The organism is Mesorhizobium sp. WSM4308 (assembly GCF_002294905.1).
GTDB lineage: Bacteria > Pseudomonadota > Alphaproteobacteria > Rhizobiales > Rhizobiaceae > Mesorhizobium.
The window spans coordinates 320,108-344,457 of record NZ_NSFW01000002.1; the positions used below are offsets into that span (position 1 = coordinate 320,108).

26 protein-coding genes are annotated in these 24,350 nt (G+C 64.0%); 13 read left to right on the forward strand and 13 right to left on the reverse strand.

Annotated elements, in window-relative coordinates; genetic code table 11:
• The first annotated feature begins 22 nt into the window (after positions 1–22).
• Positions 23–946: a DMT family transporter gene (locus CK227_RS04365; RefSeq protein ID WP_095771710.1), complete on the forward strand. Its 924-nt coding sequence runs from the start codon at positions 23–25 to the stop codon at positions 944–946.
• A gap of 266 nt (positions 947–1,212) precedes the next feature.
• A complete protein-coding gene (locus CK227_RS04370; protein ID WP_095771949.1) occupies positions 1,213–1,686 on the forward strand; it encodes a DUF805 domain-containing protein in 474 nt (157 codons plus the stop codon).
• Positions 1,687–1,714: 28 nt separating this feature from the next.
• On the opposite strand, the gene CK227_RS04375 is transcribed toward CK227_RS04370, so the two are convergent.
• Positions 1,715–2,617, reverse strand: coding sequence for a phosphotransferase family protein (locus CK227_RS04375; protein ID WP_095771711.1), 903 nt, complete (start codon positions 2,615–2,617; stop codon positions 1,715–1,717).
• Between the two features lie 103 nt (positions 2,618–2,720).
• Between CK227_RS04375 and CK227_RS04380 the strand changes: the two genes are divergently transcribed.
• Entirely contained in the window at positions 2,721–3,353 is a 633-nt protein-coding gene (locus CK227_RS04380) for a class I SAM-dependent methyltransferase (protein ID WP_179296383.1), read from the forward strand.
• 120 nt (positions 3,354–3,473) lie between these two features.
• Here the strand turns inward: CK227_RS04380 and CK227_RS04385 are convergent, their stop codons facing one another.
• Together CK227_RS04385 and CK227_RS04390 are read right to left on the reverse strand one after the other, a co-directional pair.
• The gene (locus tag CK227_RS04385; RefSeq protein WP_095771713.1) at positions 3,474–5,927 is read right to left on the reverse strand and encodes an FAD-dependent oxidoreductase; all 2,454 of its coding nucleotides are present in this window, start codon (positions 5,925–5,927) and stop codon (positions 3,474–3,476) included.
• Positions 5,924–6,811: a phosphotransferase family protein gene (locus CK227_RS04390; protein ID WP_095771714.1), complete on the reverse strand. Its 888-nt coding sequence runs from the start codon at positions 6,809–6,811 to the stop codon at positions 5,924–5,926. Before CK227_RS04390 ends, CK227_RS04385 begins: the two co-directional genes overlap by 4 nt.
• Before the next feature lie 412 nt (positions 6,812–7,223).
• Here CK227_RS04390 and CK227_RS04395 point away from each other — a divergent pair, with 412 nt between their 5' ends.
• Positions 7,224–8,000, forward strand: a complete 777-nt coding sequence (locus tag CK227_RS04395) for a DeoR/GlpR family DNA-binding transcription regulator (protein ID WP_095771715.1) — start codon at positions 7,224–7,226, stop codon at positions 7,998–8,000.
• Here the strand turns inward: CK227_RS04395 and CK227_RS04400 are convergent.
• The 3 genes from CK227_RS04400 to CK227_RS04410 are packed head-to-tail and all read right to left on the reverse strand — an operon-like array spanning position 7,997 to position 10,351.
• A complete protein-coding gene (locus CK227_RS04400; protein ID WP_245318070.1) occupies positions 7,997–8,341 on the reverse strand; it encodes a hypothetical protein in 345 nt (114 codons plus the stop codon). The two genes, CK227_RS04395 and CK227_RS04400, sit on opposite strands and share 4 nt — an antisense overlap.
• Positions 8,272–9,666, reverse strand: coding sequence for a HAMP domain-containing sensor histidine kinase (locus CK227_RS04405; protein WP_095771716.1), 1,395 nt, complete (start codon positions 9,664–9,666; stop codon positions 8,272–8,274). The genes CK227_RS04400 and CK227_RS04405 overlap by 70 nt, the downstream gene beginning before the upstream one ends.
• Before the next feature lie 10 nt (positions 9,667–9,676).
• On the reverse strand, positions 9,677–10,351 hold the full coding sequence (locus CK227_RS04410) for a response regulator transcription factor (protein ID WP_095771717.1): 675 nt from the start codon (positions 10,349–10,351) through the stop codon (positions 9,677–9,679).
• Between the two features lie 291 nt (positions 10,352–10,642).
• Here CK227_RS04410 and CK227_RS04415 point away from each other — a divergent pair, with 291 nt between their 5' ends.
• The 3 genes from CK227_RS04415 to CK227_RS04425 all read left to right on the forward strand — a co-directional run bounded on the left by CK227_RS04415 (position 10,643) and on the right by CK227_RS04425 (position 12,836).
• Positions 10,643–11,242 (forward strand): methyltransferase domain-containing protein, encoded by a 600-nt coding sequence (locus tag CK227_RS04415; RefSeq protein ID WP_095771718.1) that lies wholly within the window; start codon positions 10,643–10,645, stop codon positions 11,240–11,242.
• Positions 11,239–11,856, forward strand: a complete 618-nt coding sequence (locus tag CK227_RS04420) for a DedA family protein (RefSeq protein WP_095771719.1) — start codon at positions 11,239–11,241, stop codon at positions 11,854–11,856. Before CK227_RS04415 ends, CK227_RS04420 begins: the two co-directional genes overlap by 4 nt.
• A 74-nt stretch (positions 11,857–11,930) precedes the next feature.
• The gene (locus CK227_RS04425) at positions 11,931–12,836 is read left to right on the forward strand and encodes a LysR family transcriptional regulator (RefSeq protein WP_095771720.1); all 906 of its coding nucleotides are present in this window, start codon (positions 11,931–11,933) and stop codon (positions 12,834–12,836) included.
• Positions 12,837–12,840: 4 nt separating this feature from the next.
• On the opposite strand, the gene CK227_RS04430 is transcribed toward CK227_RS04425, so the two are convergent.
• Positions 12,841–13,323, reverse strand: coding sequence for a helix-turn-helix domain-containing protein (locus CK227_RS04430; RefSeq protein ID WP_095771950.1), 483 nt, complete (start codon positions 13,321–13,323; stop codon positions 12,841–12,843).
• A 76-nt stretch (positions 13,324–13,399) separates the two neighbouring features.
• Between CK227_RS04430 and CK227_RS04435 the strand changes: the two genes are divergently transcribed.
• The 6 genes from CK227_RS04435 (at position 13,400) to CK227_RS04460 (ending at position 20,038) form a co-directional block, all read left to right on the forward strand.
• Positions 13,400–14,245 (forward strand): class I SAM-dependent methyltransferase, encoded by an 846-nt coding sequence (locus tag CK227_RS04435; protein WP_095771721.1) that lies wholly within the window; start codon positions 13,400–13,402, stop codon positions 14,243–14,245.
• 214 nt (positions 14,246–14,459) lie between these two features.
• The gene (locus CK227_RS04440) at positions 14,460–15,614 is read left to right on the forward strand and encodes an ABC transporter substrate-binding protein (RefSeq protein WP_032933996.1); all 1,155 of its coding nucleotides are present in this window, start codon (positions 14,460–14,462) and stop codon (positions 15,612–15,614) included.
• Positions 15,615–15,815: 201 nt separating this feature from the next.
• A complete protein-coding gene (locus CK227_RS04445) occupies positions 15,816–16,814 on the forward strand; it encodes an ABC transporter ATP-binding protein (RefSeq protein WP_095771722.1) in 999 nt (332 codons plus the stop codon).
• A 14-nt stretch (positions 16,815–16,828) separates the two neighbouring features.
• A complete protein-coding gene (locus CK227_RS04450; RefSeq protein ID WP_179295831.1) occupies positions 16,829–17,779 on the forward strand; it encodes an ABC transporter permease in 951 nt (316 codons plus the stop codon).
• Positions 17,769–18,584 carry an ABC transporter permease gene (locus tag CK227_RS04455; RefSeq protein WP_095771724.1) on the forward strand — a complete coding sequence of 272 codons (816 nt, stop codon included), beginning with the start codon at positions 17,769–17,771 and terminating at the stop codon, positions 18,582–18,584. Before CK227_RS04450 ends, CK227_RS04455 begins: the two co-directional genes overlap by 11 nt.
• Before the next feature lie 26 nt (positions 18,585–18,610).
• Complete coding sequence (locus CK227_RS04460; RefSeq protein ID WP_095771725.1) at positions 18,611–20,038, forward strand: gamma-aminobutyraldehyde dehydrogenase; 1,428 nt, start codon at positions 18,611–18,613, stop codon at positions 20,036–20,038.
• Positions 20,039–20,162: 124 nt separating this feature from the next.
• On the opposite strand, the gene CK227_RS04465 is transcribed toward CK227_RS04460, so the two are convergent.
• The 6 genes from CK227_RS04465 to fdhD all read right to left on the reverse strand — a co-directional run bounded on the left by CK227_RS04465 (position 20,163) and on the right by fdhD (position 24,348).
• Positions 20,163–20,477, reverse strand: coding sequence for a hypothetical protein (locus CK227_RS04465; protein WP_010913185.1), 315 nt, complete (start codon positions 20,475–20,477; stop codon positions 20,163–20,165).
• A gap of 37 nt (positions 20,478–20,514) precedes the next feature.
• Positions 20,515–20,877 carry a nuclear transport factor 2 family protein gene (locus CK227_RS04470; RefSeq protein WP_095771951.1) on the reverse strand — a complete coding sequence of 121 codons (363 nt, stop codon included), beginning with the start codon at positions 20,875–20,877 and terminating at the stop codon, positions 20,515–20,517.
• A gap of 83 nt (positions 20,878–20,960) precedes the next feature.
• A complete protein-coding gene (locus tag CK227_RS04475) occupies positions 20,961–21,440 on the reverse strand; it encodes a carboxymuconolactone decarboxylase family protein (protein WP_095771726.1) in 480 nt (159 codons plus the stop codon).
• 109 nt (positions 21,441–21,549) lie between these two features.
• Complete coding sequence (locus tag CK227_RS04480) at positions 21,550–23,103, reverse strand: alpha/beta fold hydrolase (RefSeq protein WP_095771727.1); 1,554 nt, start codon at positions 23,101–23,103, stop codon at positions 21,550–21,552.
• A gap of 116 nt (positions 23,104–23,219) precedes the next feature.
• Positions 23,220–23,528, reverse strand: a complete 309-nt coding sequence (locus tag CK227_RS04485; RefSeq protein WP_095771728.1) for a formate dehydrogenase subunit delta — start codon at positions 23,526–23,528, stop codon at positions 23,220–23,222.
• Positions 23,518–24,348: a formate dehydrogenase accessory sulfurtransferase FdhD gene (gene fdhD / locus CK227_RS04490; protein WP_095771729.1), complete on the reverse strand. Its 831-nt coding sequence runs from the start codon at positions 24,346–24,348 to the stop codon at positions 23,518–23,520. Before fdhD ends, CK227_RS04485 begins: the two co-directional genes overlap by 11 nt.
• Positions 24,349–24,350: the final 2 nt, after the last annotated feature.

Genomic DNA, 24,350 nt, shown 5'->3' on the forward strand with positions numbered 1-24,350 from the left:
CGAGGGAGGAATCGGGATCGGCATGACGCAACCCGTTGCGCAGAATTCCACGATCAGGAACGTGCTTCTGGCCGGCATTCTGCTGATGCTGGCCGGCGACTTCCTGTTTGCGCTGAACGATGCGATGGGCAAGTGGCTGGTCGCCAGCTTCTCCGTCGGCCAGGTGGTTCTGATCCGGTCCATCGGCGCCTTCTTCGTTCTCGGGCCGATGATCGCGCATCAGGGCACCGCCAGGCTGTTTCGCATGGAACGCCCTGAACTGCAGATCTTGCGTGTCGTCATGACCACGCTCGACACCGCACTCTTCTATGCCGCGGTCGTCTATTTGCCGCTTGCCGACGTCATGAGTTTCTACATGGCGGGGCCGATCTATGTCGCGGCGCTCTCGCACCTGCTGCTCGGCGAAAAGGTCGGCTGGCGCCGTTGGGTGGCGATCCTGCTCGGCTTCTGCGGCGTGGTGATCATGCTGAAGCCCTCCTCGGCCGCGTTCTCGTTGTCGTCGAGCTTCGCGCTTGCCGGCAGCATCGCCTTTGCCTTCGCCATCATCCTCAACCGGCGGCTGCGCGGCACCAGCGACACCAATCTGGTGACATGGCAGACGATAGGCACGCTGCTGGTCGGCGGCGTGCTGACCATTGGCGCCTGGCAAACTCCCTCGGCGCTCGATTTCGGCGCCATGCTGCTGCTCGGCATCGTTTCCTGCAGCGCCCATCTGATGATCACGCGGGCGCTCAAGCTGGCACCGGCCTCGACGCTGGCGCCGCTGCACTACACGCTGCTCCTGTGGGCGGTGGTGTTCGGGCTGGTGTTCTTCGGCGACGTCCCCGGTCCGCGCATCCTGATCGGCTCCGGCATCGTCGTGCTGGCGGGCCTGTTCATTTTCCATCGCCAGAAGGTGGTCGACACCACTGTGCCGCCCGAAAACGTGCCGAAGGGCGTGAATTAAGGCAGTTCCAGGAAAGTGTAAGAAGGCTTTCCGTCCGCGATTGCGTCGAAACAAAGCATACGGCGCGTCACAGGCTGCCGTTTCGAAGCTCCGCATCCAGCGGCGGAAGGCTATCATGCGGAATTGTTGGAGTTTCCGGTCAGAAAATCCGATATTTACATCGATACTTTGCGGTGTACGTTGTCGTTCGGGCGCAATACGGGATTGATTCTTGCCTGGGAGAGGCAGGATCGACATCTCAAGAAAACTGCGGCAGAGGGGTGATGATGGGAAGTTTTTCCATATGGCATTGGCTGATCGTTTTGATCCTGATCGGCTTGCCGCTGGTGTTTGTTCTAAGAGCAGCGCCAGCCGGTGCCAACCGGTTCGGAGAAATGCCGCCTTCGATGAATTTCGGTGAAGCCGTTTCAAGCTTCTTTCGAAATTATGTGAATTTTTCCGGCAGGGCCAGCCGCTCGGAGTTCTGGTATTCCTATCTCTTCATTTTCATTGTCGGCGTCGTTCTTGTCATAGTCGATGCCATTGTGAAGAATGAAATCATCTCATCGATCTGGAATCTTGCCATCCTTCTGCCGACCCTTGCCATGACCGCTCGCCGGCTGCATGACATCAACAGAAGCGGTTGGCATCAACTCCTTGCGGGATTGTTCCCTATCGGCACCATCGCGCTGATCATTTGGTATTGCAAAAAGTCAGACGACACGGTGACTTTGACCGAAATAGAGAGGGTTTTCAGGTAGACTGGAGCCCCTGCCATATGGATTTGCCTTAACCCATACGCACAGCCGCCAGGTGCCTTGAAAACTCCGGCGTCTCCATCAACGCCTTGCAGCGGGCGAAGCGGCCGTCGGCATAGGCGCGGAAATCGTCGACGGGATTTTCGTTGGCAAGCTGGATCAGCCCCCACAGCGTCCAGAGCAGATCGCACATCGCCTTGTAGATGACGACGCGGCCGCGTTCCGCCGGCCTCGCCTCGCCGCCGAAATAGGCGCGCATCAGCTCTTCGTCCTGGTTCGCATCGAACTTGCCTTCCACACTGAGGTCGCCGAGATCCCAGAGCGGGTCGTTCATCCCCGAATATTCCCAGTCGACGATCCACATCCGCTCGCCCGTATCGAGGAAGTTCTCGCACAGCGGATCGCAATGGCAGGCGACGAGCGGAAGCGGATGAGCGGCAAGCGCCGAGCGCACGCTGCCGGCCTCGCGCACCACCTCGTTATAGCCGGCAGGCAGGGTGACGTCCTTGGTCGACAGCACCTTGAGATAGTCGTCGATCATCGCGAAAAGTTCGAAGCGGAAGGGGAACACCGCACCGGACGCGTGCAGCTTGCGGAAGGCTTCGCCGGCCCGGGCGGGACTGCCCGGTCTCTCCCTGAATTTTTCCGGCGACATGGTCTGCGCGCCCGCGATGAAGCGCGTCACCATCACGCCGGTATCGGCGTCGGCATGCAGGACCTCCGGGCTAACCCCCGCCTTTGCCGCTTCGCGCGCGGCCACCGCTTCGTTGGCGCGGTTGATGTATTCCTCGGTGCCCTTGCCCGGAATGCGCAGGCAGAGATCGCCGGCCCTGAAGACGAGATTGGTAAGGCCGCCGAGCCGCTCCAGCGGGCCGGTATAGCCGGCCAGCATGGGAATGGCGGCCAGCCTTGCCCGCGCCTCGTCTGTCATCATGCCCGCGCCCCCACGCCGTTATTTCTCACCGCAACGGTTCCACAATTTTCGCCGTTTGGCTATCATCCCCCGTGAGACCCATGGATTGGTGGACAGGACAAAAGTGGCGGACAGCAGACATCAAGGCGCGCTTGGCGCGGCCTACGCAGCCAAGCGCCCTGAAGAGGTGGCCGCACTCTATGACCGCTGGTCACAGACCTATGACGCCGACATGTCGGCCGCCGGTTATCGTCATCCGACGATCTGCCTTGCCCTGCTGGCCCGCCATTTGCCGCGCGGCGCGGCGCCGCTGCTCGATGCCGGCGCGGGCACCGGGCTCATCGGCGAATGGCTCGATATTGCCGGCTATCCTGAAGTCGAGGCGTTGGACATCTCGCAAGGCATGCTTGACCAGGCCGCCCGCAAGGGCGTGTATTCCGGGCTGCATTGCCTGGCGCTCGGCGGCACGCTGCCCTTTGCCGACGATGCCTATGCCGGGATCGTCTCGGCCGGTGTCTTCACTTCAGGCCATGTCGGCGTCGAAGGGCTGGATGAGCTGATCCGCATCTGCCGGTCCGGCGGGGTGATCGTGCTGACGGTCAAGAACACGCTGTGGGATCAGGGTTTTGCCGCACGCATCGCCGAGCTGGAGGCGCAAGGCGCCGTCACCCGCGTCGAGGAAACGCGCCCTTACGTCTCGATGCCGGGCGAGGCCGACACCGTGCCCAGCCGCGGCCTTGCCTTGCGGGTGAACTAGAGTAATTCCAGGAAAAGTGTAAGCGGTTTTCCCGGGAAAAGCGCATAGCCCTTCCCTTGGGAATTGCGTCAATACAAAGAGTTAGAGCGATTCGTCGTTTCCATGAAACGGTGAAACGCTCTAGGCCTTTACCCTCTCCGCTGTCGGGTCGAACATCGGCTCGAGATGGATTCTGGCCGGCGTCCGCTCCATTGCGACGACCAGCTCGTAGTCGCCGGCGGCGAGGAAATCGTCGCTCACCCCGTCGCCGTTGCGCACATAGCCGTAGCCGATGTTCTTGCCCAGCGTGTAGCCATAGCCGCCGCTGGTCAGATAGCCCACCGGCTCGCCATTGCGCAGGATGGTCTCTCGGCCGAGCAGCACGATCTCCGGATTGTCGACCGTGAAACCGGCAAAGCGCTTCTTCAACGGCGCGCCGACAACCTTCTCCAGCGCGCGCCGGCCGACGAAATCGGTGTTCTTCCTGAGCTTGACCGCCCAGCCGAGGCCGGCTTCCTGCGGCGTCTCGTTGGGTGTGATGTCGGAACCCCAGGCGCGGTAGCCCTTTTCCAGCCGCAGCGATTCCAGCGCCCGGTAGCCGACCGGGCGGATGCAATGCGTCTTGCCGGCCGCCATCAGCGCGTCGAAGACTTCGCCTGTCGCCGCGATCGGCACATGCAGTTCCCAGCCGAGTTCGCCGACATAGGTGACACGCAGCGCCCGAATCGTGTGGCCGGCAATGGCGATCTCGCGCACATGGCCGAACGGGAACGAAGCATTCGACACATCGGCATCGGTCACCGCGGCGAGCACGTCGCGCGCCCGCGGTCCCATCAGCGACAGTGTGCCGAAATCCTCGGAGACATCGGTCAATTCCGCATCGTGACTCTCGCCTATATGGTCGCTGATCCACGAGGCATCATGCGTGCGGAAGCCGGTGCCTGTGACGATGTAGAATTTCTCCTCGGCCAGCCGCGCCACGGTCAGGTCGGCCTCGATGCCGCCGCGCGTGTTGAGAAGCTGCGTGTAGGTCAGCCTTCCGACCGGTTTGCTGACGTCGTTGGCGCAAATCCAGTCGAGCGCCTTGGCCGCGTCGGGTCCGCTCAATTCGTATTTGGCGAAGGACGACTGGTCGAAGATGGCGACCTTCTCGCGTACATGCCGGTGCTCGTCGCCGACCGCTGAAAACCAGTTCTGCCGGCCCATTGAATAGATGTCCCGCGGCTCGACGCCCTCCGGTGCGAACCAGTTCGGCCGCTCCCAGCCGAGCTTCGAGCCGAACACGGCGCGCTGCTGCTTCAGCCTGTCGTAAAGCGGCGAGACGATGCGCGGCCGGCCGCTGGCATACTCCTCGTGCGGGAAGCCGATCGTGTAATGCTTGCCATAGGCTTCCAGCGTCCGCTCGCGCACCCATTGCCGGTCGCGGTGCAGGTTGGAGAAGCGCCTGATGTCGACCACCCACAGGTCGAGCGGCGCCTCGCCGTCCACCACCCATTGCGCCAGCACCCAGCCGGCGCCGCCGCCAGAGGCGATGCCGAAGGCGTTGAAGCCGGCGCCGACGAACATGTTGGCGCATTCTGGTGCCGTGCCGAGGATGAAATTGCCGTCCGGCGTGAAGCTTTCCGGCCCGTTGATCATCTGCTTGACGCCGACGGTTTCCAGCGCCGGCACACGCGCGATCGCCTGTGTCATATGCTGCTCGAAATGGTCGTAGTCGTCGTCGAACAGCCGGAACTCCCAGTCGTTGGGCACGTCGCCGCCGGGGAGATCGGTCGCCCAGGACTGCGGGTTCGGCTCATAGCCGCCCATCACCAGTCCGCCGACCTCCTCCTTGAAATAGGTGCGCCGGTCGGGGTCGCGCAGCGTCGGCGCGTCGGTCGCCAGGCCATCGATCTTCTCGGTGATGATGTATTGGTGCTTCACCGGCTGCAGCGGCACGTTGATGCCGGCCATGGCGCCGACCTGCCGCGCCCATTGTCCGGCGCAGTTCACCACCTTGTCGCAGGCGATGTCGCCTTGATCGGTCTTCACCGCCGTGATGCGGCCGCCCTCCATCTCGAAGCCGGTGACCCGGACATTCTCATAGAGCTTGGCGCCATGCATCCGCGCGCCCTTGGCCAGCGACTGCGTGATGTCGGAGGGGCTGGCCTGTCCGTCTGTCGGCAGCCAGGAGGCGCCGACGAGATCGCCGGTTTCCATCAGCGGCCACATCGCCTTGACCTCGGCCGGGGACAAAAGATGCATGTCCATGCCGAAGCTCTTCGCCGTGGTCGCCAGCCTTTTGTACTCGGTCCAGCGGTCGGCATTGGTGGCGAGCCGCAGGCAGCCGGTCATCTTCCAGCCGGTGGCAAGGCCGGTTTCGGCCTCCAGCCCCTTGTAGAGGTCGACCGAATATTTGAGCACGCGGGTGATCGAGGCGGACGAGCGCAATTGCCCGACCAGGCCGGCGGCGTGCCAGGTCGAGCCCGAGGTCAACTTGCCCTGTTCGAGCAGCACGACGTCGGCCTTGTGGTCGCGCGCCAGATGATAGGCCGTCGAGCAGCCGATGATGCCGCCGCCGATGACGACGATGGCGGCCTGGCTGGGCATGGTCATGATTTCAGGATCCCGTATTTTGTCCGGTAGTTTTCCAGCGCCGCGTCGAGCCGCACCAAATTTTCCTCGGTGTAGGCGACGTAGTCGATGCCGGGCGCGTCGAGATAGAGTTCCGAAACCATGCTCCACATCGCCTCGCGCAACAGCGAGGCGCATTGCATGGCGGCGTGCGAGCGGCGGATCGCCTCGTCCGGCTCCTTCATGAAATAGGCGGTCAGGAAGGCGAAGGATTCCGCGTCGCTCATGCCGGCGTTCGAGGCGACGCCGGCGAGGTCGAACATTGCCGTGTTGAAGCCGGCATATTCGAAATCGATCAGCCACAGCCTGTTGCCGTCGTCGAGAATATTAGCCGGCAATAGATCATTGTGACCGAAGACGATCGGCAGCAATTTCTGCGCCCGCTCCAGTTCGTCGGCCAGCGTCAGCAGACGCGGCAAGTCGTTGCGCTTGCGGCTGTTGCCCTCCTCGAGCGTGCGCGCATAGTCGCGGATGACGTGGAACACCCAGAACATGAAGCCGGCGCCGGAGACATGGTTCGGCATCTCGCGATGGAAGGATCGCAGCAGGGCCGCCACGCGCCCGAGATTGGCGCGCACGTCTTCGGCGAGGTAGGTCCTGGCGCCGAGAAACTGCGTCACCAGGATGCCAGGTTCGGAATAGCGCACGGCCGGCGCGAAGCCGGCGGCATGGGCCGCCCGCGCGGTCATCACCTCGCGCTCGCGGAAGACATGGTGGAAGGGGTAGTCCTGGCCGAAGCGCACGACATGTTTGCCGGCAGCGTCACTGACCACATAATTGGCGTTGCTCAGGCCGCCGGGCAGGGGGGCGATCTCGATGGCGCCGGTCCAGCACGGCAGGGCGCGGATGCGATCTTCGGCAATCACGGGATCATCCCTGGTTTGCTGGGCTTCGACAAGGCGCCATGGACAGCGCGACGAGAGCGGGGAGAAACGCAAATAATCTCGTCGGTGCGGGACGCCAGGATCGGTATCCCGCACCGCACCGACGAGCCCCTTGGCCAGGATTCTGATCCCGGCATCCGCCCCCGCGGATCTGAAAATTCCTTACCCCAGACGCGTTCAAGACCGCCTGGCCAGTGAGTTGCGGCTCTGCCATCGCCCTCCCGTTGCAGCTCCGAACCCTGCTGATGCGTTAGATTTCACGCCAGGGTTGCCCGGTTGTCAATAAAAAGATGTGACTTTTTTTGGGTGTTTTGCCCGAAACCAAGGAGCGATATCTTTAAAACTGCTTGAATTACCTTAAAACCGGTCAAAAAGGCGAAGTCCGGGAAACCCAATGGTCCATTCCAAACGCCACGGCGAGATCCTGCGGCTGCTGCAGGAAGAAGGAACCGTCACCATCGCCAGCCTGGCGGATCGGCTGGGTGTTTCGCTGGAAACCGTGCGGCGCGACGTCAAGCCACTCACCAGCGACGGCTCGGTGCTGAAGATGCATGGCGCCGTCGGCCTGCCGTCCATGGTCGGCGAGGCGCCGTTCGAACGGCGCATGCGCGAGAATGCCGATGCCAAGCGCATCATTGCCCGCATGGTCGCCGCCACCATCCGCGACGGGGAATCGGTCATGCTCGACACCGGCACCACCACCTCGTTCCTGGCCCGGGAACTGCTCGGCCACCGGCGCCTGACGGTCGTCACCAATTCGTCCGACATCGCCCGCACGCTGGCCACCATCAACGGCAACAAGGTCTATATGGCCGGCGGCGAATTGCGCAGCGATTCAGGTGCCGCGTTCGGCACTTCGGCCATCGACTTCGTCAGCCGCTTCTCGGTCAGCCATGCCATCATATCCACCGGCGCCGTCGATGCGGTGACGGGCGTCATGGACTATGATTTGGAAGAGGCCGAATTCGCCCGCATGGTGCTGTCGCGTGGCCAGCGCTCACTCGTCATCACCGACCACACCAAGTTCGGCCGCCAGGGCCTGGTCCAGGTCTGCGGCTTCGACGGCTTTTCCGAACTCGCCACCGACCGTTCGCCGCCGCACGATATCACCACTGCGCTGGTGCAGGCCGGCGCGCGGCTCAGCATTGCCGGCGGCGAAGCCGGATTCTAACTGAACACCAGCGATTGGTGGGCGCACACGCCCGCGAAGGTGCCACCCGATACCGCAAAGGCGATGTTGTGCATCGCGCGTGCGGCGTCTCCGGCGGCATAGACGCCGGGAATTGTCGTCTGCTGCCGGTCGTCGACGGATATTACCGGGCCGAGCAAGCCTTCCGTGAAACCGCAGCCGAGCTGCTCGGCCAGCGGGCTCGCCATCGTGTTGCGCGGCGCGGCGAACATCGCCCTGACGCCAGCTTTTCGGCCGCCCTCGAGATGGACGATCAGGCCGCCGGAGCCGTCTTCCCTGAGTTCGCTGACGATCGCAAGGCGCGAAAACTCATCCTGAAGCACGCGCCGCTCGGCTTGCCGTCGAGGATCTCGATGCGCCCACCATGCAACTGCATGATTTCCTGCACCAGGTTGAGCCCGAGCCCGGCGCCGTGATCCTGCGGGCGCAACCGGTAGAAGGGCTCGAAGATGCGTTCGCGCTCGGCTGGCGGCACGCCGTCGCCTTCGTCCCGCACCTCGATGACGGCCGGAGCGGTGACACTGACGGTGATCTTGCCCGTGCGCCCGCCATGCTCGATGGCGTTCTGGACGATGTTGGTCACGGCGCGCTCGATCGCGGTGCGATCGCCGGTGGCGAAAACCGCTTCCCGTTGCGGCTCGAACGACATCTCGTATCCGGCCGAAAACGCCATCGGTGCGAGGTCGACGATAACGCCGCGCGCGATCGCCACGAGATCGACTTTCTCGAACGGCGAGGTCTGCCGGTCGAGGCGTTGCAGGTCGAGCAACTGGTCGGTCAGCGTCGAAAGCCGCGCTGCGTCCTGCAGCAGCCGGGCCCGCTCCGGTGTCGCCGGCAGCGAGGCCAGGCGCGTTTTGAGGATGGCGACCGGCGTTCGGAGTTCATGGGCGGCGTCGGTCAGGAAGCGCTTGTGGCGCTCGTAGCCCTTGTCCAGGCGTGCAAGGGCGGCGTTCACCGCCTTGACCAGCGGCGTGACTTCCTTTGGCACATCCTTCAGTGGCAGTTGCACGCCGCGCTGGTCGATGTCGATGCGTTCGGCTTCGGCGGCGGCATGGCCAAGGCCCGACAGCGCGCCGCGCACCACCCATGGCGTCGCGAACAGCGTGGCCAGCGCCATCAGGCCGGCGAGCGGCAATATGCCTTGTAGGAAGAATTGCGGCGCTTGTCCGAGCAGGCGCAGCAGCGAAAGCCCGCCCTTGGTGCCGGTGAAGATCTGGAGGTCGCCCGCGGCCGTTTCGGTCCAGCGGATCTTCGCATCCGGCGGCGCGCTCTCGCCGATGGAATGGTCGATACGCGCGTCGCTGATGGTGTCCAGCAGTCCGGCGAAAGGCTGGAAGATGGCCGGCACCGTGCCTTCCTGCAGCCGCTGCCCCTGTCTGTCGCGGATGATGAACCAGAGGTCGGGGACTTCGAATCGCAGCTTCGTCAAGTCCGAGGTTTCGCGCAGCACAAGCTTGCCGCCAGCGTCACGCGCGACCGCATCCGCCAGCACGTCCATCGTGCCGTCCTCATAGTCGTGCGGAATGAGGCCGGTGGCGAGCAACGCGCCGAGAATGCCGACGATGATCAGCGTCAGCATCGCGCATTGCAGCAAGGCGATGCGCAGCACCAGGCTCCATTTGAGCGAACGCGGGCGTCTGAGGCTCATCGATCGAGGCTCACGTCGTTTCGCGCAGCAGATAGCCGACGCCGCGAATGCCGTTGATCGTCACCCCGGCATCGGCGTCGGCGAGCTTGCGGCGCAGGCGCGAGACATGGGTGTCGAGCGCATTGGACTGGATCTCGTCGTCGAGGCCGAACACCGCTTCCATCAGCGCCTCGCGCTGCACCATACGGCCGGTGCGCCGCATCAGCGCCTCCAGCACCAGGAGTTCGCGGCGCGGCAGGCTGAGCGGCTCGCCGCGGATCGCAGCCTCGCGGTGTCCGACATCGAGCACCAGATGGCCGGCGCGGATGAATTGCGACTGCATCGGCGCCGGCCGCCTGAGCAAGGCGCGCAAGCGGGCCAGCAATTCCTCGAAGGCGAACGGCTTTGCCAGATAGTCGTCCGCGCCCATGTCCAGCCCATCGACCTTGTCGGACGTGTCGCCCTTGGCCGTCAGCACCAGCACGGGCGTGGTGTTCGCCGCCGAGCGCAATCTCGGCACCAGCGACAGCCCGTCGCCGTCAGGCAACTGGCGGTCGAGCAGGATGGCGTCGTAGCTGTCGACGGCAACGAAGCCTTCCGCCTCAAGCAATGTACCGGCGTGATCGACCACCATGTCGTGGCGCTTCAGCGCGGCACGCAGCGCCGAGACCATCTCGGACTCGTCTTCGACCAGCAAGATACGCATCCACACTCCCCGGCGACGAGCACACCGCATCGGGCGCTACCGCGCCAACATTGCGTGGACATGGCAAAGCCGAACGGCCGGCGGCCGGCAAGCTCTTTCTTTGCGTCCAGGCTATTGCGCAATGTCTATGCAATCCAGCCACGGCAAACAGCGCCGGTCGGCAGGAACCGCCCATGCCGGCGTCAAGGCGTCGGGCCCGACGATGCAACAGGTTCGGGTCCGACGCCGAAACGAAATCAAGCGGCCGCGCCGAATTGGTTGGCGTGCCGTTGTTCCGGATTGAGGTTGGTTATGCCTGCACATGATGCCCTGTCTTTTCTCATGGCGTGGACCGTGGCGCCGTTCAGGGTCGGCTCCGTCACACCGTCCAGTTCCAGCCTGGCGGCCTTGATGACGCGCGACATCGGTCCCGAGACCGGCCCCGTGCTGGAACTCGGTCCCGGAACCGGCCCGTTCACGCGGGCGCTGCTGTCCCGCGGGGTGCAGCAAGAGGATCTGACGCTGATCGAATCCGATCCGGATTTTGCGGCACTTCTCATGCGGCGCTTTCCCACCGCCCGCATTTTCGAGATGGATGCCGCCGGCCTGCGCCATCTGTCGCTGTTTCCCGGGCCGGTGGTTGGCGCCGCCGTCAGCGGACTGCCCTTCCGCTTGATTTCGCCACGCAAGACGCTTGCCATTCTCGAAGGTGTTTTCGCAAACCTTCGCCCGGGTGGGGCGCTCTACCAGTTCACGCTCGGCCGGCGCTGCCCGTTCGACCAGTCGCTGCTCGACCGGCTCGATCTCGAAGTCACGCGGGTCGGCCACACCTTTCGCAATTTCCCGCCGGCGACGGTCTATCGCGTCGCCAGGATCAAGACGCTTGGAACCTATGACTGGCGCTTTGCATGACCGGTCCGTTGTCGGCCATTCTCGGCTTCGGCCTGTTCGGCGTCTTCTGCCTCGCCTTCACCGAGAAGATCCTGCCGATACCGCCGTCCCATGTGCTGCTGCTGTTCCTCGGCATGACGGCGGCGCCGAATGGCGCGGCGCTGCTGGTCCTGCTGGCGGTGACGACGCTAGCCTCCTTCGCCGGCTGCCTTGTCTGGTATGCGGTTGGCCGCCGGATCGGATTTGACCGTGCCGACCACCTGATCGAACAGATCGGCAGATATGTCTTCCTGCGCCCGGCAACCTACCGCAAGCTTGGCCAGGCCTATCGCCGCAATCATGTCCGGGTGTCGCTGTTGGCGCAGTTCATCCCGACGGTGCGCAACTATCTGCCGATCGCGGCCGGCGCGCTTTGTCTGCCGGCGCTGCCCTTCGCGATGGCGACGCTGCTCGGCGCCACCATCTGGAATGCGGGCTTCCTCCTGACCGGCTACCTCTTGCGCGGCAGCGGCCAGGATTCCTTCACGGTGGGCTTGCGCATCATCGTCATTGTCGTGGTGCTGGAGACGGCCTTCATGCTTGCATTGCGCTATGGCCCCGCATGGCGGCGGCGCATCAGGCTGGCGCTCGGCTGAGCACCAGTCTCCAGCCATGGGATAAGTTCCGCCGTCGGCTTTCCTTCGCTCGGCCGCCGGTGTTTAGTCCGGCCATGGCCTTCACCATCCGCCAGCTGCAGTTCTTCATCGCCGTCGCCGAACAAGGCACGGTGTCGGGCGCCGCACAGAACCTCTCCATCTCGCAATCGTCCGTCACCGAAGCGATCAAGGAACTCGAAAGCGATCTTGGCGTCGAACTGTTCGAACGCCATCCGCGCGGCCTCAACATCACGCATAAGGGCCACCAGTTCCTGCGCCATGCGACCAAGATCCTGGCCGACGTGTCCGACGCCCGCCGCTCTTTTTCCGGCGAACAGGCCGTGGCTGGAGGGCGGCTGCAGCTTGGCGTCACCTCGCTGGTCGCCGGCTATGTGCTATCGGATCTGCTTTCCCGCTATCGCCGCGCCTATCCGGGCGTCGAGGTCTCGGCCATCGAGGACAATGGCGACTACCTCGAACATCTCCTGATCGGCGGCAAGCTCGATATCGCCGTCATGGTGACCTCCAATCTGCGCGACCGCACGGCGCTGCAATCGGAAATCCTCGAGGTCTCGACCTACCGCCTGTGGCTGCCGCTCGGCCATTCCCTCGTCGGCGCCGACATCATCAGCATTGGCGATATCGCCGGCGAGCCTCTGATCATGCTCACCGTCGACGAGATCGAGGAAAACACGGGAAAACTGCTGGCGGCGATCGGCGCCAAGCCGCATGTCGCCTTCCGCACCCGTTCGGTGGAAGCGGTGCGCAGCCTGGTCGCTACCGGTGCCGGCGTGGCGCTGCTGCCCGACCTCGTCTACCGGCCATGGTCACTGGAAGGCGACCGCATCGAATCGCGCGATATTTCGGGCTCCTTGCCAGTGGTGCAGGTCGGCATGGTCTGGCGCCGCGGTTCCAGCTTGCCGCAGGCGGCGCGCGACTTCATCGGCCTTGCCCAGTCTCAGCGGACGGTCCGGCGCTAGTGGCCTACTCCAGCCTGACGTGGCCAGTCCTACGCTTGCGCCTTGTGACGGAAACCGCCTCCGCCTTGAACGGTGCGAGCGGAGCAACCTCGAAGCGACCGGCACCGGCAAGCCTGACGGCGCGGCGGAACGTCGGACACTCCATCGGCCGGGTGGCCGGACATTTAGCGGCGTGACGCAAAGCCTCTCGGATCGCCGTCAGGCGTTGGATGATTTGGTCCAGTTCGTTCGCCTTGGCATCCAGGCGCCCTCGATCCATTTTCGGCAGGCCGTCGGGCGTTAGTATCGAGGAAATCTCGTCCAGTGCGAATCCACCGGCGCGTCCGAGCGCGATCAAGGCGAGTCGGTCCAGGACGGCAGGGTCGAACAGGCGGCGCTTGCCGCGACGGCCGATCGAGGCGACGAGGCCCCTCTCCTCGTAGTAGCGAAGGGTGGAGGCGGGCACGCCGGTGCGGCGCGACACTTCGGCAATGTCCATATCTTTCATGCTTGACCTCAAGTCGGCTTGAACTCGTAGAGTGCTCGCGACGATCAGCGAGAGCAACACGAAAGCGAGGTCCGTTATGCCGCAATCCGTGCCGCCAAACACACGCCAAGCCGCGCTCTGGAACGATGTCAGCGGAAAGACCTGGGTCGAGATGCAGCCGATCCTCGACGAGATACTGGCGCCGTTCGAGCGGCTGGTGGTCGATGCCGGCTATCCCGGGGAAGGGGGCAATGTCCTGGACATCGGCTGCGGTGCCGGCGCCACGACTCTGGCGATGGCGCGCCACGTGGGCAACGACGGAAAGTGTGTGGGGCTCGACATCTCGCAGCCGCTTGTCGCCCTGGCGACGGAGCGCACGAAGGTGGGAGGGGTAGCAAACGCAAGTTTTGAAGTGGGCGATGCCCAGGCATATGCGTTCGAACCGGGGTACTTCGACGCTGTTATCTCGCGCTTCGGTGTCATGTTCTTCGATGATCCCGTGGCCGCGTTCACCAACATAAGAAAGGCCGCGAGGCGCGGCGGCAAACTCGCCTTTGTTGCCTGGCGCAGTCCGCTCGAGAATGATTTCATGACGACCGCCGTGCGAGCGGCTGCGCCCTTCTTGCCGCCCGCACCCACGCCGGACCCCGATGCGCCGGGTCAGTTTGCCTTTGCCGACGGCGCCAAGGTGAGGCGGATCCTTGAAGCGGGCGGCTGGGCTTCAATCGCAGTCGAACAGGCAGACGTCCCGTGTCGGATCGCCCAACGCGATCTGATGACGTTCGTCACCCGGCTAGGGCCGGTCGGCGCCGCGCTGCGTGAGGTTGACCGGGCGACGGCCGAAAAAATCACCACGGTGTTGCCGGCTGCGTTCGCGCCTTTCGTTGAGGACGGTGAGGCTCGCTTTAACGCCGCCTGCTGGCTGGTGACGGCGCTTGCTTGAAGCGGCGGCCGTCTATCGGAAAAACCGATATCGTCTTTCTGATAAATGAATTTGCGAAACCGGGATTTTCCAAGCACTTTCGGTGTCAGGGACCAAAGCCGCCAGCAGAGCGACATCAAGTCCACAGGACGAACTGATATGTTTTTCAGTCCGCGCGTGATCTGGCGAAAACCGGAGCGGTTTCGGGGGCATGCGCCAAAATGGGAGATCGATGATGAATTCATTTCTGAAGTCGTGCACGGCGCTGACGGTCGCGCTGACCTTCTCCGGTCAGGCCATCGCCCAGGTAAAGGAACTCGGCAAAGGCGAGGGCCAGGTCAACATCGTTGCCTGGCCGGGCTACATCGAGCGCGGCGAGACCGACAAGGGCTATGACTGGGTCACCGCCTTCGAGAAGGAGAGCGGCTGCAAGGTCAACGTCAAGACCGCCAACACGTCGGATGAGATGGTCTCGCTGATGAACGAGGGCGGCTTCGACCTCGTCACGGCTTCGGGTGATGCCTCGCTGCGCCTCGTCGCCGGCAAGCGCGTGCAGCCGATCAACACCGATCTGATCCCGAGCTGGAAGACGGTCGACGACCGGCTGAAGGACGCGCCCTGGTTCACCGTCGACAAGGTGCATTACGGCGTTCCTTACCAGTGGGGACCGAACATCCTGATGTACAACACCGAGGTGTTCAAGGAAGCGCCCAAGAGCTGGAACGTCGTCTTCGAGGAAATGAAGCTGCCGGACGGCAAGTCCAACAAGGGCCGCGTCCAAGCCTATGACGGGCCGATCCACATCGCCGACGCCGCCAACTATCTGATGTTCCACAAGCCGGAACTCGGCATCAAGGATCCCTACGAACTGAACGAGGACCAGTACAAGGCAGCCCTCGAACTGCTGCGCGTCCAGCGCACGCTGGTCGGCCGTTACTGGCATGACGCCGCCATCCAGGTTGACGATTTCCAGAATGAAGGTGTCGTCGCCTCCGGTTCATGGCCGTATCAGGTCAACACGCTGGTCGCCGCCAAGAAGCCGGTTGCCTCGACCGTGCCGGAAGAAGGCGTCACCGGCTGGGCCGACACCACCATGATGGAAGCCGACGCGGCTCACCCGAACTGCGCCTATATGTGGCTCGAACATTCGCTGTCGCCGAAAGTGCAGGGCGATGTCTCGGCCTGGTTCGGATCGCTCCCCGTGGTTCCTGCCGCCTGCAAGGGCAACGAGCTCTTGACCGACGAAGGCTGCAAGACCAACGGCTACGACAATTTCGACAAGATCAAGTTCTGGAAGACGCCGGTCTCGAAATGCGCCACCCAGAACGACCAGTGCGTGCCTTACTACCGCTGGGTGTCGGACTATATCGGCGTTATCGGCGGACGGTGATTTCGCTTACCCTCCCCCTTGTGGGGAGGGTCGACGCGCAGCGTCGGCGTGGGGGCTGCCCGAAACGTCGGCGCCGTCACCCCTACCCGCGGCTTCGCCGCGACCTCCCCCATCGAGGGGGAGGTGGACTGTCGCTCCGGTCCTAATCGGGCGGCAAGAGCCATTTCGACCAAAGACAAACCGGCAACAGACTGAGAGCCCATGACATCAGCCGTCTCCTTTCAGAAAGTCTCGCGCCATTTCGGCAGTGTGCGCGCCGTCGATGCTGTCGATCTCGACATTGTACCGGGCGAGTTCTTCGCCATGCTCGGTCCCTCCGGTTCCGGCAAGACGACATGCCTGCGCCTGATCGCCGGCTTCGAGCAGCCGACTTCGGGTTCGATCTCGATCTTCGGCGAGCGCGCCGAGGGCGTGCCGCCCTATCGCCGCAACGTCAACACGGTGTTCCAGGACTACGCGCTGTTCCCGCATCTCAATGTGCTCGATAACGTTGCCTACGGGCTGATGGTCAAGGGCGTCGGCAAGGCCGGACGGCACAAGGCGGCCGAGGAAGCCCTGTCGCTGGTGCGGCTGCCAGGCTACGGCGCCCGCCGCCCCGGGCAGCTTTCCGGCGGCCAGCGCCAGCGCGTCGCGCTCGCCCGCGCTCTGGTCAACCAGCCCAAGGTACTGCTGCTCGACGAGCCGCTCGGCGCGCTTGACCTGAAGCTGCGCGAGAACATGCAGGAGGAGCTGAAATCGCTGCAGAAGGCGCTCGGCATCACCTTCGTCTTCGTCACCCACGACCAGGGCGAGGCGCTGTCGATGGCCGACCGCGTCGCCGTCTTCAACGACGGCAGGATCATGCAGATCGGCACGCCGGAGGATATTTATCAGCGGCCGAGAACCCGCTTCGTCGCCGATTTCGTCGGCTCCTCCAACGTGCTGCCGCCGGATTTCGTCCAGCGTTATTCCGGTCAGCACTGCTGGGGCAGTCTCCGCCCCGAATCCATTCGCGTCAGCCGCGCCGCAAGCGGCGAAGGTGTCGCCGCCCGCCTCGTCTCGACCAACTATCTCGGCGCTACCACCAGGCTGGCTCTCGATGCCGACGGACTGAAGCTGCACGCCGTGGTCCCGGCTGGCACGGCGCTGCCTGCCGAGGGCGAAGCGGTGGTGCTCACCTTCAATCGCGAGCACCTGCATCTGATGGATGAGCCGGCATGAGCGTCGACGTCACCATGCCGCGCGCCACGGCCCCCGCCATCCTGCCCGGCAGCGGCGGCATGCGCGGCGCGCTGTCGGACCTGTTCTGGCGCCGGCCGCAACTGCTTCTGCTGCTCATGCTTTTGCCGCCGGTGCTGTGGCTCGGCATCGTCTATATCGGCTCGCTCTTCGCGCTGCTGGCACAGAGCTTCTTCTCCATCGACGAGTTTTCCGGCCTCATCAACCGCCAGTTCACGCTGAAGACCTATGGCGACCTGCTGCAGGCCGCCAATCTCGACATCATCCTGCGCACCGTCACCATGGCGGCCTTGGTCACGCTGGCCTCGGCCATCGTCGCCTTTCCGATCGCCTACTATGCCGCGCGCTATGCCCGTGGCCGCTGGAAGGCGCTGTTCTATCTCGGCGTCATGCTGCCGCTGTGGTCGAGCTACCTGGTCAAGATCTATGCCTGGAAGCTGATCCTGGCCAAGGAAGGCATCCTCACCTGGCTCTTCGCCAAGCTGCATTTGCTGTGGCTGCTCGATGCCTGGCTGGCGTTGCCGGTCGTCGGCGGCAACTCGCTGTCGGTGTCGTTCACCGGCACCTTCATCGTCTTCGTCTATGTCTGGCTGCCCTTCATGATCCTGCCCGTGCAGGCGGCGCTCGAGCGCGTGCCGGGCAATCTGGTCGAAGCCTCCTCCGATCTCGGCGCTTCGCCCGGCCAGACCTTCCGCAACGTGCTGTTTCCGCTGGCGCTGCCCGGCATTGTCGCCGGCTCGATCTTCACCTTCTCGCTGACATTGGGCGATTACATCATCCCTCAGATTATTGGCACCTCGCGCCTGTTCATCGGCCAGGCCGTCTATTCGCAGCAAGGCACCGCCGGCAACATCCCGCTTGCAGCCGCCTTCACCGTGGTGCCCATCGTCATCATGGGTTTCTACCTCTGGGGCGCCAAGCGCATGGGGGCTTTCGATGCGCTCTGACCGTGGTCAATCGGCTCCGCTCGGCTTGAGGATCGCTGCCGCCTGCGGCCTGCTCTTCCTGCATTTGCCGATCCTGCTGATCTTCGTCTACGCCTTCACCACCGAGGAGAAGAGTTTCGTCTGGCCGCCGCCGGGGCTGACCACGCAGTGGTTCGCCGTCACATGGAACCGGCCTGACGTGTGGGAAGCGCTGTCGCTGTCGGTGCGCGTCGCCACCATCTCGACGGCGATCGCGCTGGTGCTCGGCACGCTGTGCGCCGCCGCAGTGTCACGGACGAGATTCTTCGGCCGCGAAACCATCTCGCTGCTGGTCATCCTGCCGATCGCGCTGCCCGGCATCATCACCGGCATCGCGCTCCGCTCGGCCTTTTCGCTCGCCGACATTCCTTTCTCGTTCTGGACGATCGTGCTCGGCCACGCCACTTTCTGCGTGGTCGTCGTCTACAACAATGCGGTCGCCCGTTTCCGCCGCACATCCGGTTCGATGATCGAGGCCTCGATGGATCTCGGCGCCGACGGTTTTCAGACCTTCCGCCATGTCGTGCTGCCCAACATCGCCACCGCGCTGCTTGCAGGCGGCATGCTGGCCTTCGCTTTGTCTTTCGACGAAGTCATCGTCACCACCTTCACCGCCGGCCAGCAGCAGACCGTGCCGATCTGGATGCTGGAGGAGCTGATCCGCCCGCGCCAGCGCCCGGTCACCAATGTCGTGGCCATGGTCGTCGTGCTGGTGACGCTGCTGCCCATCCTGTTTGCCTATTACCTCACCCGCGACGGCGACCAGATCGCCGGTTCGGGCAAATAACGTCAGTTCGTAAGGGAGAGACGCCCATGGACACCCAGATGCTGATCGGCTCGAAATTCGAGAACGGCGCCGAGACCGAGGAGCCGATCCTCAATCCGAAGACCGGGGCGACCATTCTCAACCTGCCCGAGGCCAGCCAAGCACAGATCGAGGCGGCGGTGGCGGCCGCCGAACAAGCGTTCGTCCTGTGGTCGCGCACCACGCCGGCGCAGCGCTCTGGTTATCTCCTCAAGATCGCCGACCGCATCGAGGCCGAGGCCAAGGACTTCGCCGCTCTCGAGGCGCTGAACTGCGGCAAGCCGATCAATTCCGTGCTCAATGACGAGATTCCGGCCATCGTCGACTGCTACCGCTTCTTCGCCGGCGCGGTCCGTACGATGCCGGGCGTCGTCGCCGGCGAATATCTCCCCGGCCACACCTCGATGGTGCGGCGCGACCCGATCGGCATCGTCGCCTCGATCGCGCCCTGGAACTACCCGCTGATGATGATGGCCTGGAAGCTGGCGCCGGCGATCGGCGGCGGCAACACCGTCGTCTTCAAGCCGTCGGAGCAGACGCCGCTGACGACGCTGAAGCTGGCCAGGATCCTGGCCGAAATCCTCCCTGAAGGCGTGGTCAATGTCGTGCTCGGCCGCGGCGACAGCGTCGGCAACGCGCTGATCAACCATCCCAAGGTCAACATGATCTCGATCACCGGCGACGTCGCCACCGGCAAGAAGGTGCTGCAGGCCGCCGCCAAATCGGTCAAGCGCACGCATCTCGAACTCGGCGGCAAGGCCCCGGTCATCGTCTTCGACGACGCCGACCTTGGCGCGGTGGTCAACGGCCTGCGCGCCTTCGGCTACTACAATGCCGGCCAGGACTGCACCGCCGCCTGCCGCATCTATGCCGGCAAGAAGGTCTACGACAAGCTCGTCGCCGACCTCTCTTCCGCCGTCTCGACCATCAGGTACAACCAGCCGGACGACACCGAAAACGAGATCGGCCCGCTGATCTCGCGCCGCCAGCGCGACCGCGTGTCGAGCTTCGTCGAACGCGCCTCCGAGCTGAAGCACATCGAGATCACCACCGGCGGCAAGCCGGGCGAGGGCACCGGCTTCTACTATCAGCCGACCGTCGTCGCCGGCGCCTTGCAGGAGGACGAAATCGTGCGCCGCGAAGTGTTCGGCCCGGTCGTCTCGGTCACCCGTTTCACGGAAGTCGACGAGGCGGTGAACTGGGCCAATGACAGCGACTACGGCCTGGCGTCATCGGTTTGGACCAAGGACGTCTCGCGCGCCATGGCGACGGCGGCCCGCCTGCAGTATGGCTGCACATGGATCAACACCCATTTCATGCTGACCAACGAGATGCCGCATGGCGGGTTGAAGCAGTCCGGCTACGGCAAGGACATGTCGCTCTATGCACTGGAAGACTATACCGCCGTGCGGCACGTGATGGTGGCGCACGCGTAGCGCCGAGACGGATGAGGGTGTTCCAGCTTGGCGCCAAGTCACCCCTCAGCCGGATTGCCAGCCGAATTGCGAAGGGCAATTCGGGGCAATCCGACCTCTCCCACAAGGGGAACAGGTAGCGGTGCTACTCGACGATACGATAGATGTTCCACAGGCTGGTGCCTGACACGACATAGGGCTCCATTTCCTTACCCCATTTGGCGTGTGCGTCGATCTTGCTGATCTTGGCGAACATCGCCTCCAACTGGGCCAGGCTTTCGACCTGATGGTGCGACTCGACCGTCGCTTCGCGTGCGCCGATCGATCCGGTCATGATCTGGAACTTCAGCTCGGCGAGGCCGACCTGCGAGCCGATCTCGCGTTCCCATTTCTTCAACAGGTCGAGTACGGTCTGTTTATGCCCGAACTTCGCGTCGATCTGCCATCTAGCGCTGAACATGCTGGTTCCTCCCAAGGTTGAGTTGGCGGCTGTTTGCCTATTCGTCCCAGGCCTGCACGACGGTCTGCCTTGCGATTTGCCCGTTCTTCAGCTCCAGCATCGCGGCGGCGAACACCTTTGTGCCGTCCGGATAGGCGCAGGCCTGGGTGAAGGCCAGGCTGTTGCCGTCGGCGATCGTGGTGTCGACCTTGTGGGTCATCGCCCGGCTGCAGATGTCGTCCCAGAAGGTGGTGATCGCCGCGCGCCCGCGGATCTCGCGCGGCTTGCTCGGCGGGTTGTTACGGTCGATCACCCGCACCAACGCGTCGTCGGCATAGAAGCCAGACAGCATCTTGCCATCGCGGCTCTCGATCGCCTTCTTGATCGCCGCGCCATCCACGACTTGAGTCTTGGTCAGCATCTTATCCTCCATATGCCCGTCTTCACGCGGGCGGTTGATATTCAGTAGGGGGCTGCCCGGCGCTCGCCGCCAGGCAGGGGTTCTCACTGCGACTTCGCCTTGACGGCCGCGAAGACGTCGTCGGTCTGCTTCTTGAAAGTGGCGAGATCGACCTGGCTTCCATTGAGCATCGTCGACCAATGGCGCACGATCGCCGCCATCGCGATCGTCTCCTTGATCTCCTCGTCGCTCGCGCCGTTGAGCTTGGCGGCCTCGGTATGGAAATAGATGCAGTACTGGCAGGGTATCTGCGCGGCCACCGCAAGACCTATCAGTTCCTTGGTCTTGCCATCGAGCGCGGTCTTGGGGTTGAGCTGCACGCCCTTGATTTCGGCCCAGGCGCCGGCGACCGCCACGTCAGGCAGTGTCTTGAACATGTCCGGCACCGAGCCGAGCGTCGCCTGGATGTCCTTGTAGGCGGCTGTCGCCGATGCATCCTCGGCCTTTGCGGGAGTGATCGTGAACAGCGCGCCAATGCCTGCCGCGATCACAAATGATCTGACGTTCAGTTTTGACTCGAGCATTTCATCCTCCGTTCGCAGTGCCTTCCCGGCGATATCCGCCTGGCCTGCATGGGGGGAATTGATAGCGCTTGGATCGGCGTGCCCGCTTCGCCCGAAAGCGCCATGGCTGTCATGGCCCGTCCGGGCCAGCGTGCCTGGCGGAGAATGCCGCCGCCGCCGCACGCGATGGCAGGTCGAGCTTGAGCAGAATGTTGGCGACGTGACGCTTGACCGTGTGCTCGCTCAGCCTGAGCTCGCCAGCGATCGCCGCATTGCTTTTGCCATCGGCGATCAGGTTCACCACCTCGCTTTCCCGTGCCGTCAACACGGCGGGTTCAGCCGGCTTGGATTTCGAGCGGCAGGCCGGTTCCAGATGCTGCTCCGACGTCGCATGCATCACCGGCAATGGCTCGTCGAGTTCGCCGAGGCTGACACGGCCGGCGTCGACGAAATGCAGGCCGGATCCCACCGCCAGGTCGGCAACCAGCCGGGAGGCCAGAATCTCGCCACGCCCGGCATGGTTCGCCAATTGCATGGTCACGCGTGCCGTCAGTCCGACCGGCGGGCCGCGCGCTTCGATCTCGCCGACATGGACCCCTTGCGCACTCGCCACGCCGATCTGCTGCGCCGCCTCGCGCAACGCCGCCGCGCAGCGTATGGCGCGCGCCGGCCCGTCGAAGCGCGAAATCATCAATTCACCATGCGTACCCGTCGCGCGTCCGCCATGACGCCCGACCAGCAGCCGCCAGCTCTCCTGAAAGCGCTGACTGCGCTCGTGCCACATGCGATCGCCAAGCTTGGCCGTGTCGTAGATGCGCGTCACCAGCAATGCGGCAAGCACGCGCTCGGTGTCGGCCACCGCCGGCTGGCCGGTCAGAAATTCCTCGATCAGGTCGGCGACGCGGTCGACGTTGCCGGTCCAGACCGGATGGTCGCGCCCGGCGATCTCGACCAGCCGCGCATTCGGGATATTCTTTGCCAGGAAGCGGCTGGCCTCGGGATCGACGCGAACATCGTTGCGGCGATGGATCAGCAGCGTCGGCGCGCTGATCGCGCCGAGGATGTCCCGCACGTCGATCCCGGCATTCATGCGGGCAAGTGCTGCCGCTGCGGTCGGGCTTGCCGACAAGCGCTCGAAGCGCGCCCACCACCGGGCGAAATGCGGGTCGTCGAGCCGGCCCGGCGCGAAGCTGGGCAAGGTGACACCCGTGCCCCATGACGTTTCCGTCGTCTCGATGAAGGCGCCGAGGCGTTCGGGCGACATCACCCATTTGTGGAAATGCGCATAGCCGCCATAGAGCGCCAGCGCCCGCGTCCGTTCCGGATAGGTGGCGGCGAATAGCATCGCCATTGGTGCGCCTTCCGAGGCGCCAAGTAGCGCCGCGCGGCCGCTGCCGGTTGCGTCCATCACCGCGCGCACATCGTCCATGCGGGTTTCGAGGCTGGGCAAGTGATGGACATCGACACGGTCGGAAAGACCGGTGCCGCGCTTGTCGAACAGGATCAGCCGCGAGAATGCCGAAAGCCGCCTCAGGAGCCTTGTATAGCCCTCGTCTTCCCAATGCAGGTCGAGATTGGAAATGAAGCCCGGAACGAAGACAAGATCAAGCGAGCCCTGGCCGACCACCTGATAGGCGATCCGCGCCTCGCCACTGAGGGCATATCGGGTCTCGATCGGCCTCACGAGTTTCTTCCGCCCGGCCTGACGAATTCTGATCGGCAACCATAGCAGAGCCTCGTCGGTAGCGGCAGCTCAAACTTTGGTGGAAATGAATATAAGCTCGCGCAGCCGGCTTGCGGCTACTTTTGCGACGCGGCGGCGTCGGCCGGGAAGGGCTTGAGCCCGAGCTTGCGATCGGCCTCGGCTGGCGTGATCGGCCGCTTGATCCTGGCCGATGCCGCCACGACGAGTTCGTCGAAGCCTTCGCCGCTGTCCAGCAGTTCGAAGAACTGCCGCCGCATCCTCGATTCCCAGAATTTGTTGATGTGCTCGGCGACGCCGGCAACACCTTCCTCGCGCGACTTGGAATGGAAGAAGGCCGCGATCTGGTTGGCCATCCGCACCAGCTTTTCACTGGTGCTCGTGATGTGGTCTTCGTCATGCGACATGCTGGGCAACTCCCAAAACCACCCGATCGGGGTGGGTGAAAACATCGAAATCCTCGCCGCGCACCAGCGCCACCAGCGTCATGCCGGCCTCATCGGCCGTACGGATGGCAAGCGCGGTCGGCGCCGAGACGGCGATGATGAAGGCCGAGCCGACCGCCGCCGTCTTCTGCACCATTTCGACCGACACGCGCGACGTCACCACAACGGCGCCCGAGGCGCCGTCGATGCCGGCTTTGGCCAACGCGCCTGCGAGCTTGTCCAGCGCATTGTGGCGGCCGACATCCTCGCGCGCCATGACGACGCCCTTGCCAGGAATATAGAAGCCGGCGGCATGTACGGCTCCGGTTTCCTGATGCAGCGGCTGCACCTTCGACAAAAGCTTGACGGAGCGGACGATGTCGTCGGCATCAAGCGTAAGTTTTGACGCACCAACAGCGTCGACGGAGCGCATCGCTTCCTCGATCGATTCAATGCCGCACAGCCCGCAGCCAACCGGCCCGGCAAGCCTGCGCCGCCGCGCCTCGAAGCGTGTATTGGCCTGATCCTTGAGCCGGATCTGGATATCGATGCCGGCGCCATGATCCTCGACTTCGATCGCCTCGATCTCTTGCGGGTCGGCAATGATGCCTTCCGTCAGCGAGAAGCCGAGCGCGAAATCCTCGAAGTCGGCAGGGCTCGCCATCATCACCGCATGCGTGGTTCCGGCAAAGGAAAACGCCACCGGCGTCTCCTCCGGCACCATGCGGTTGGCAACAGTCGTACTGCTGGCGCGGTGCGCCAGGCGCGATATCTCGGTCGTGGCTTTGCGGCGCGCGGCCACGG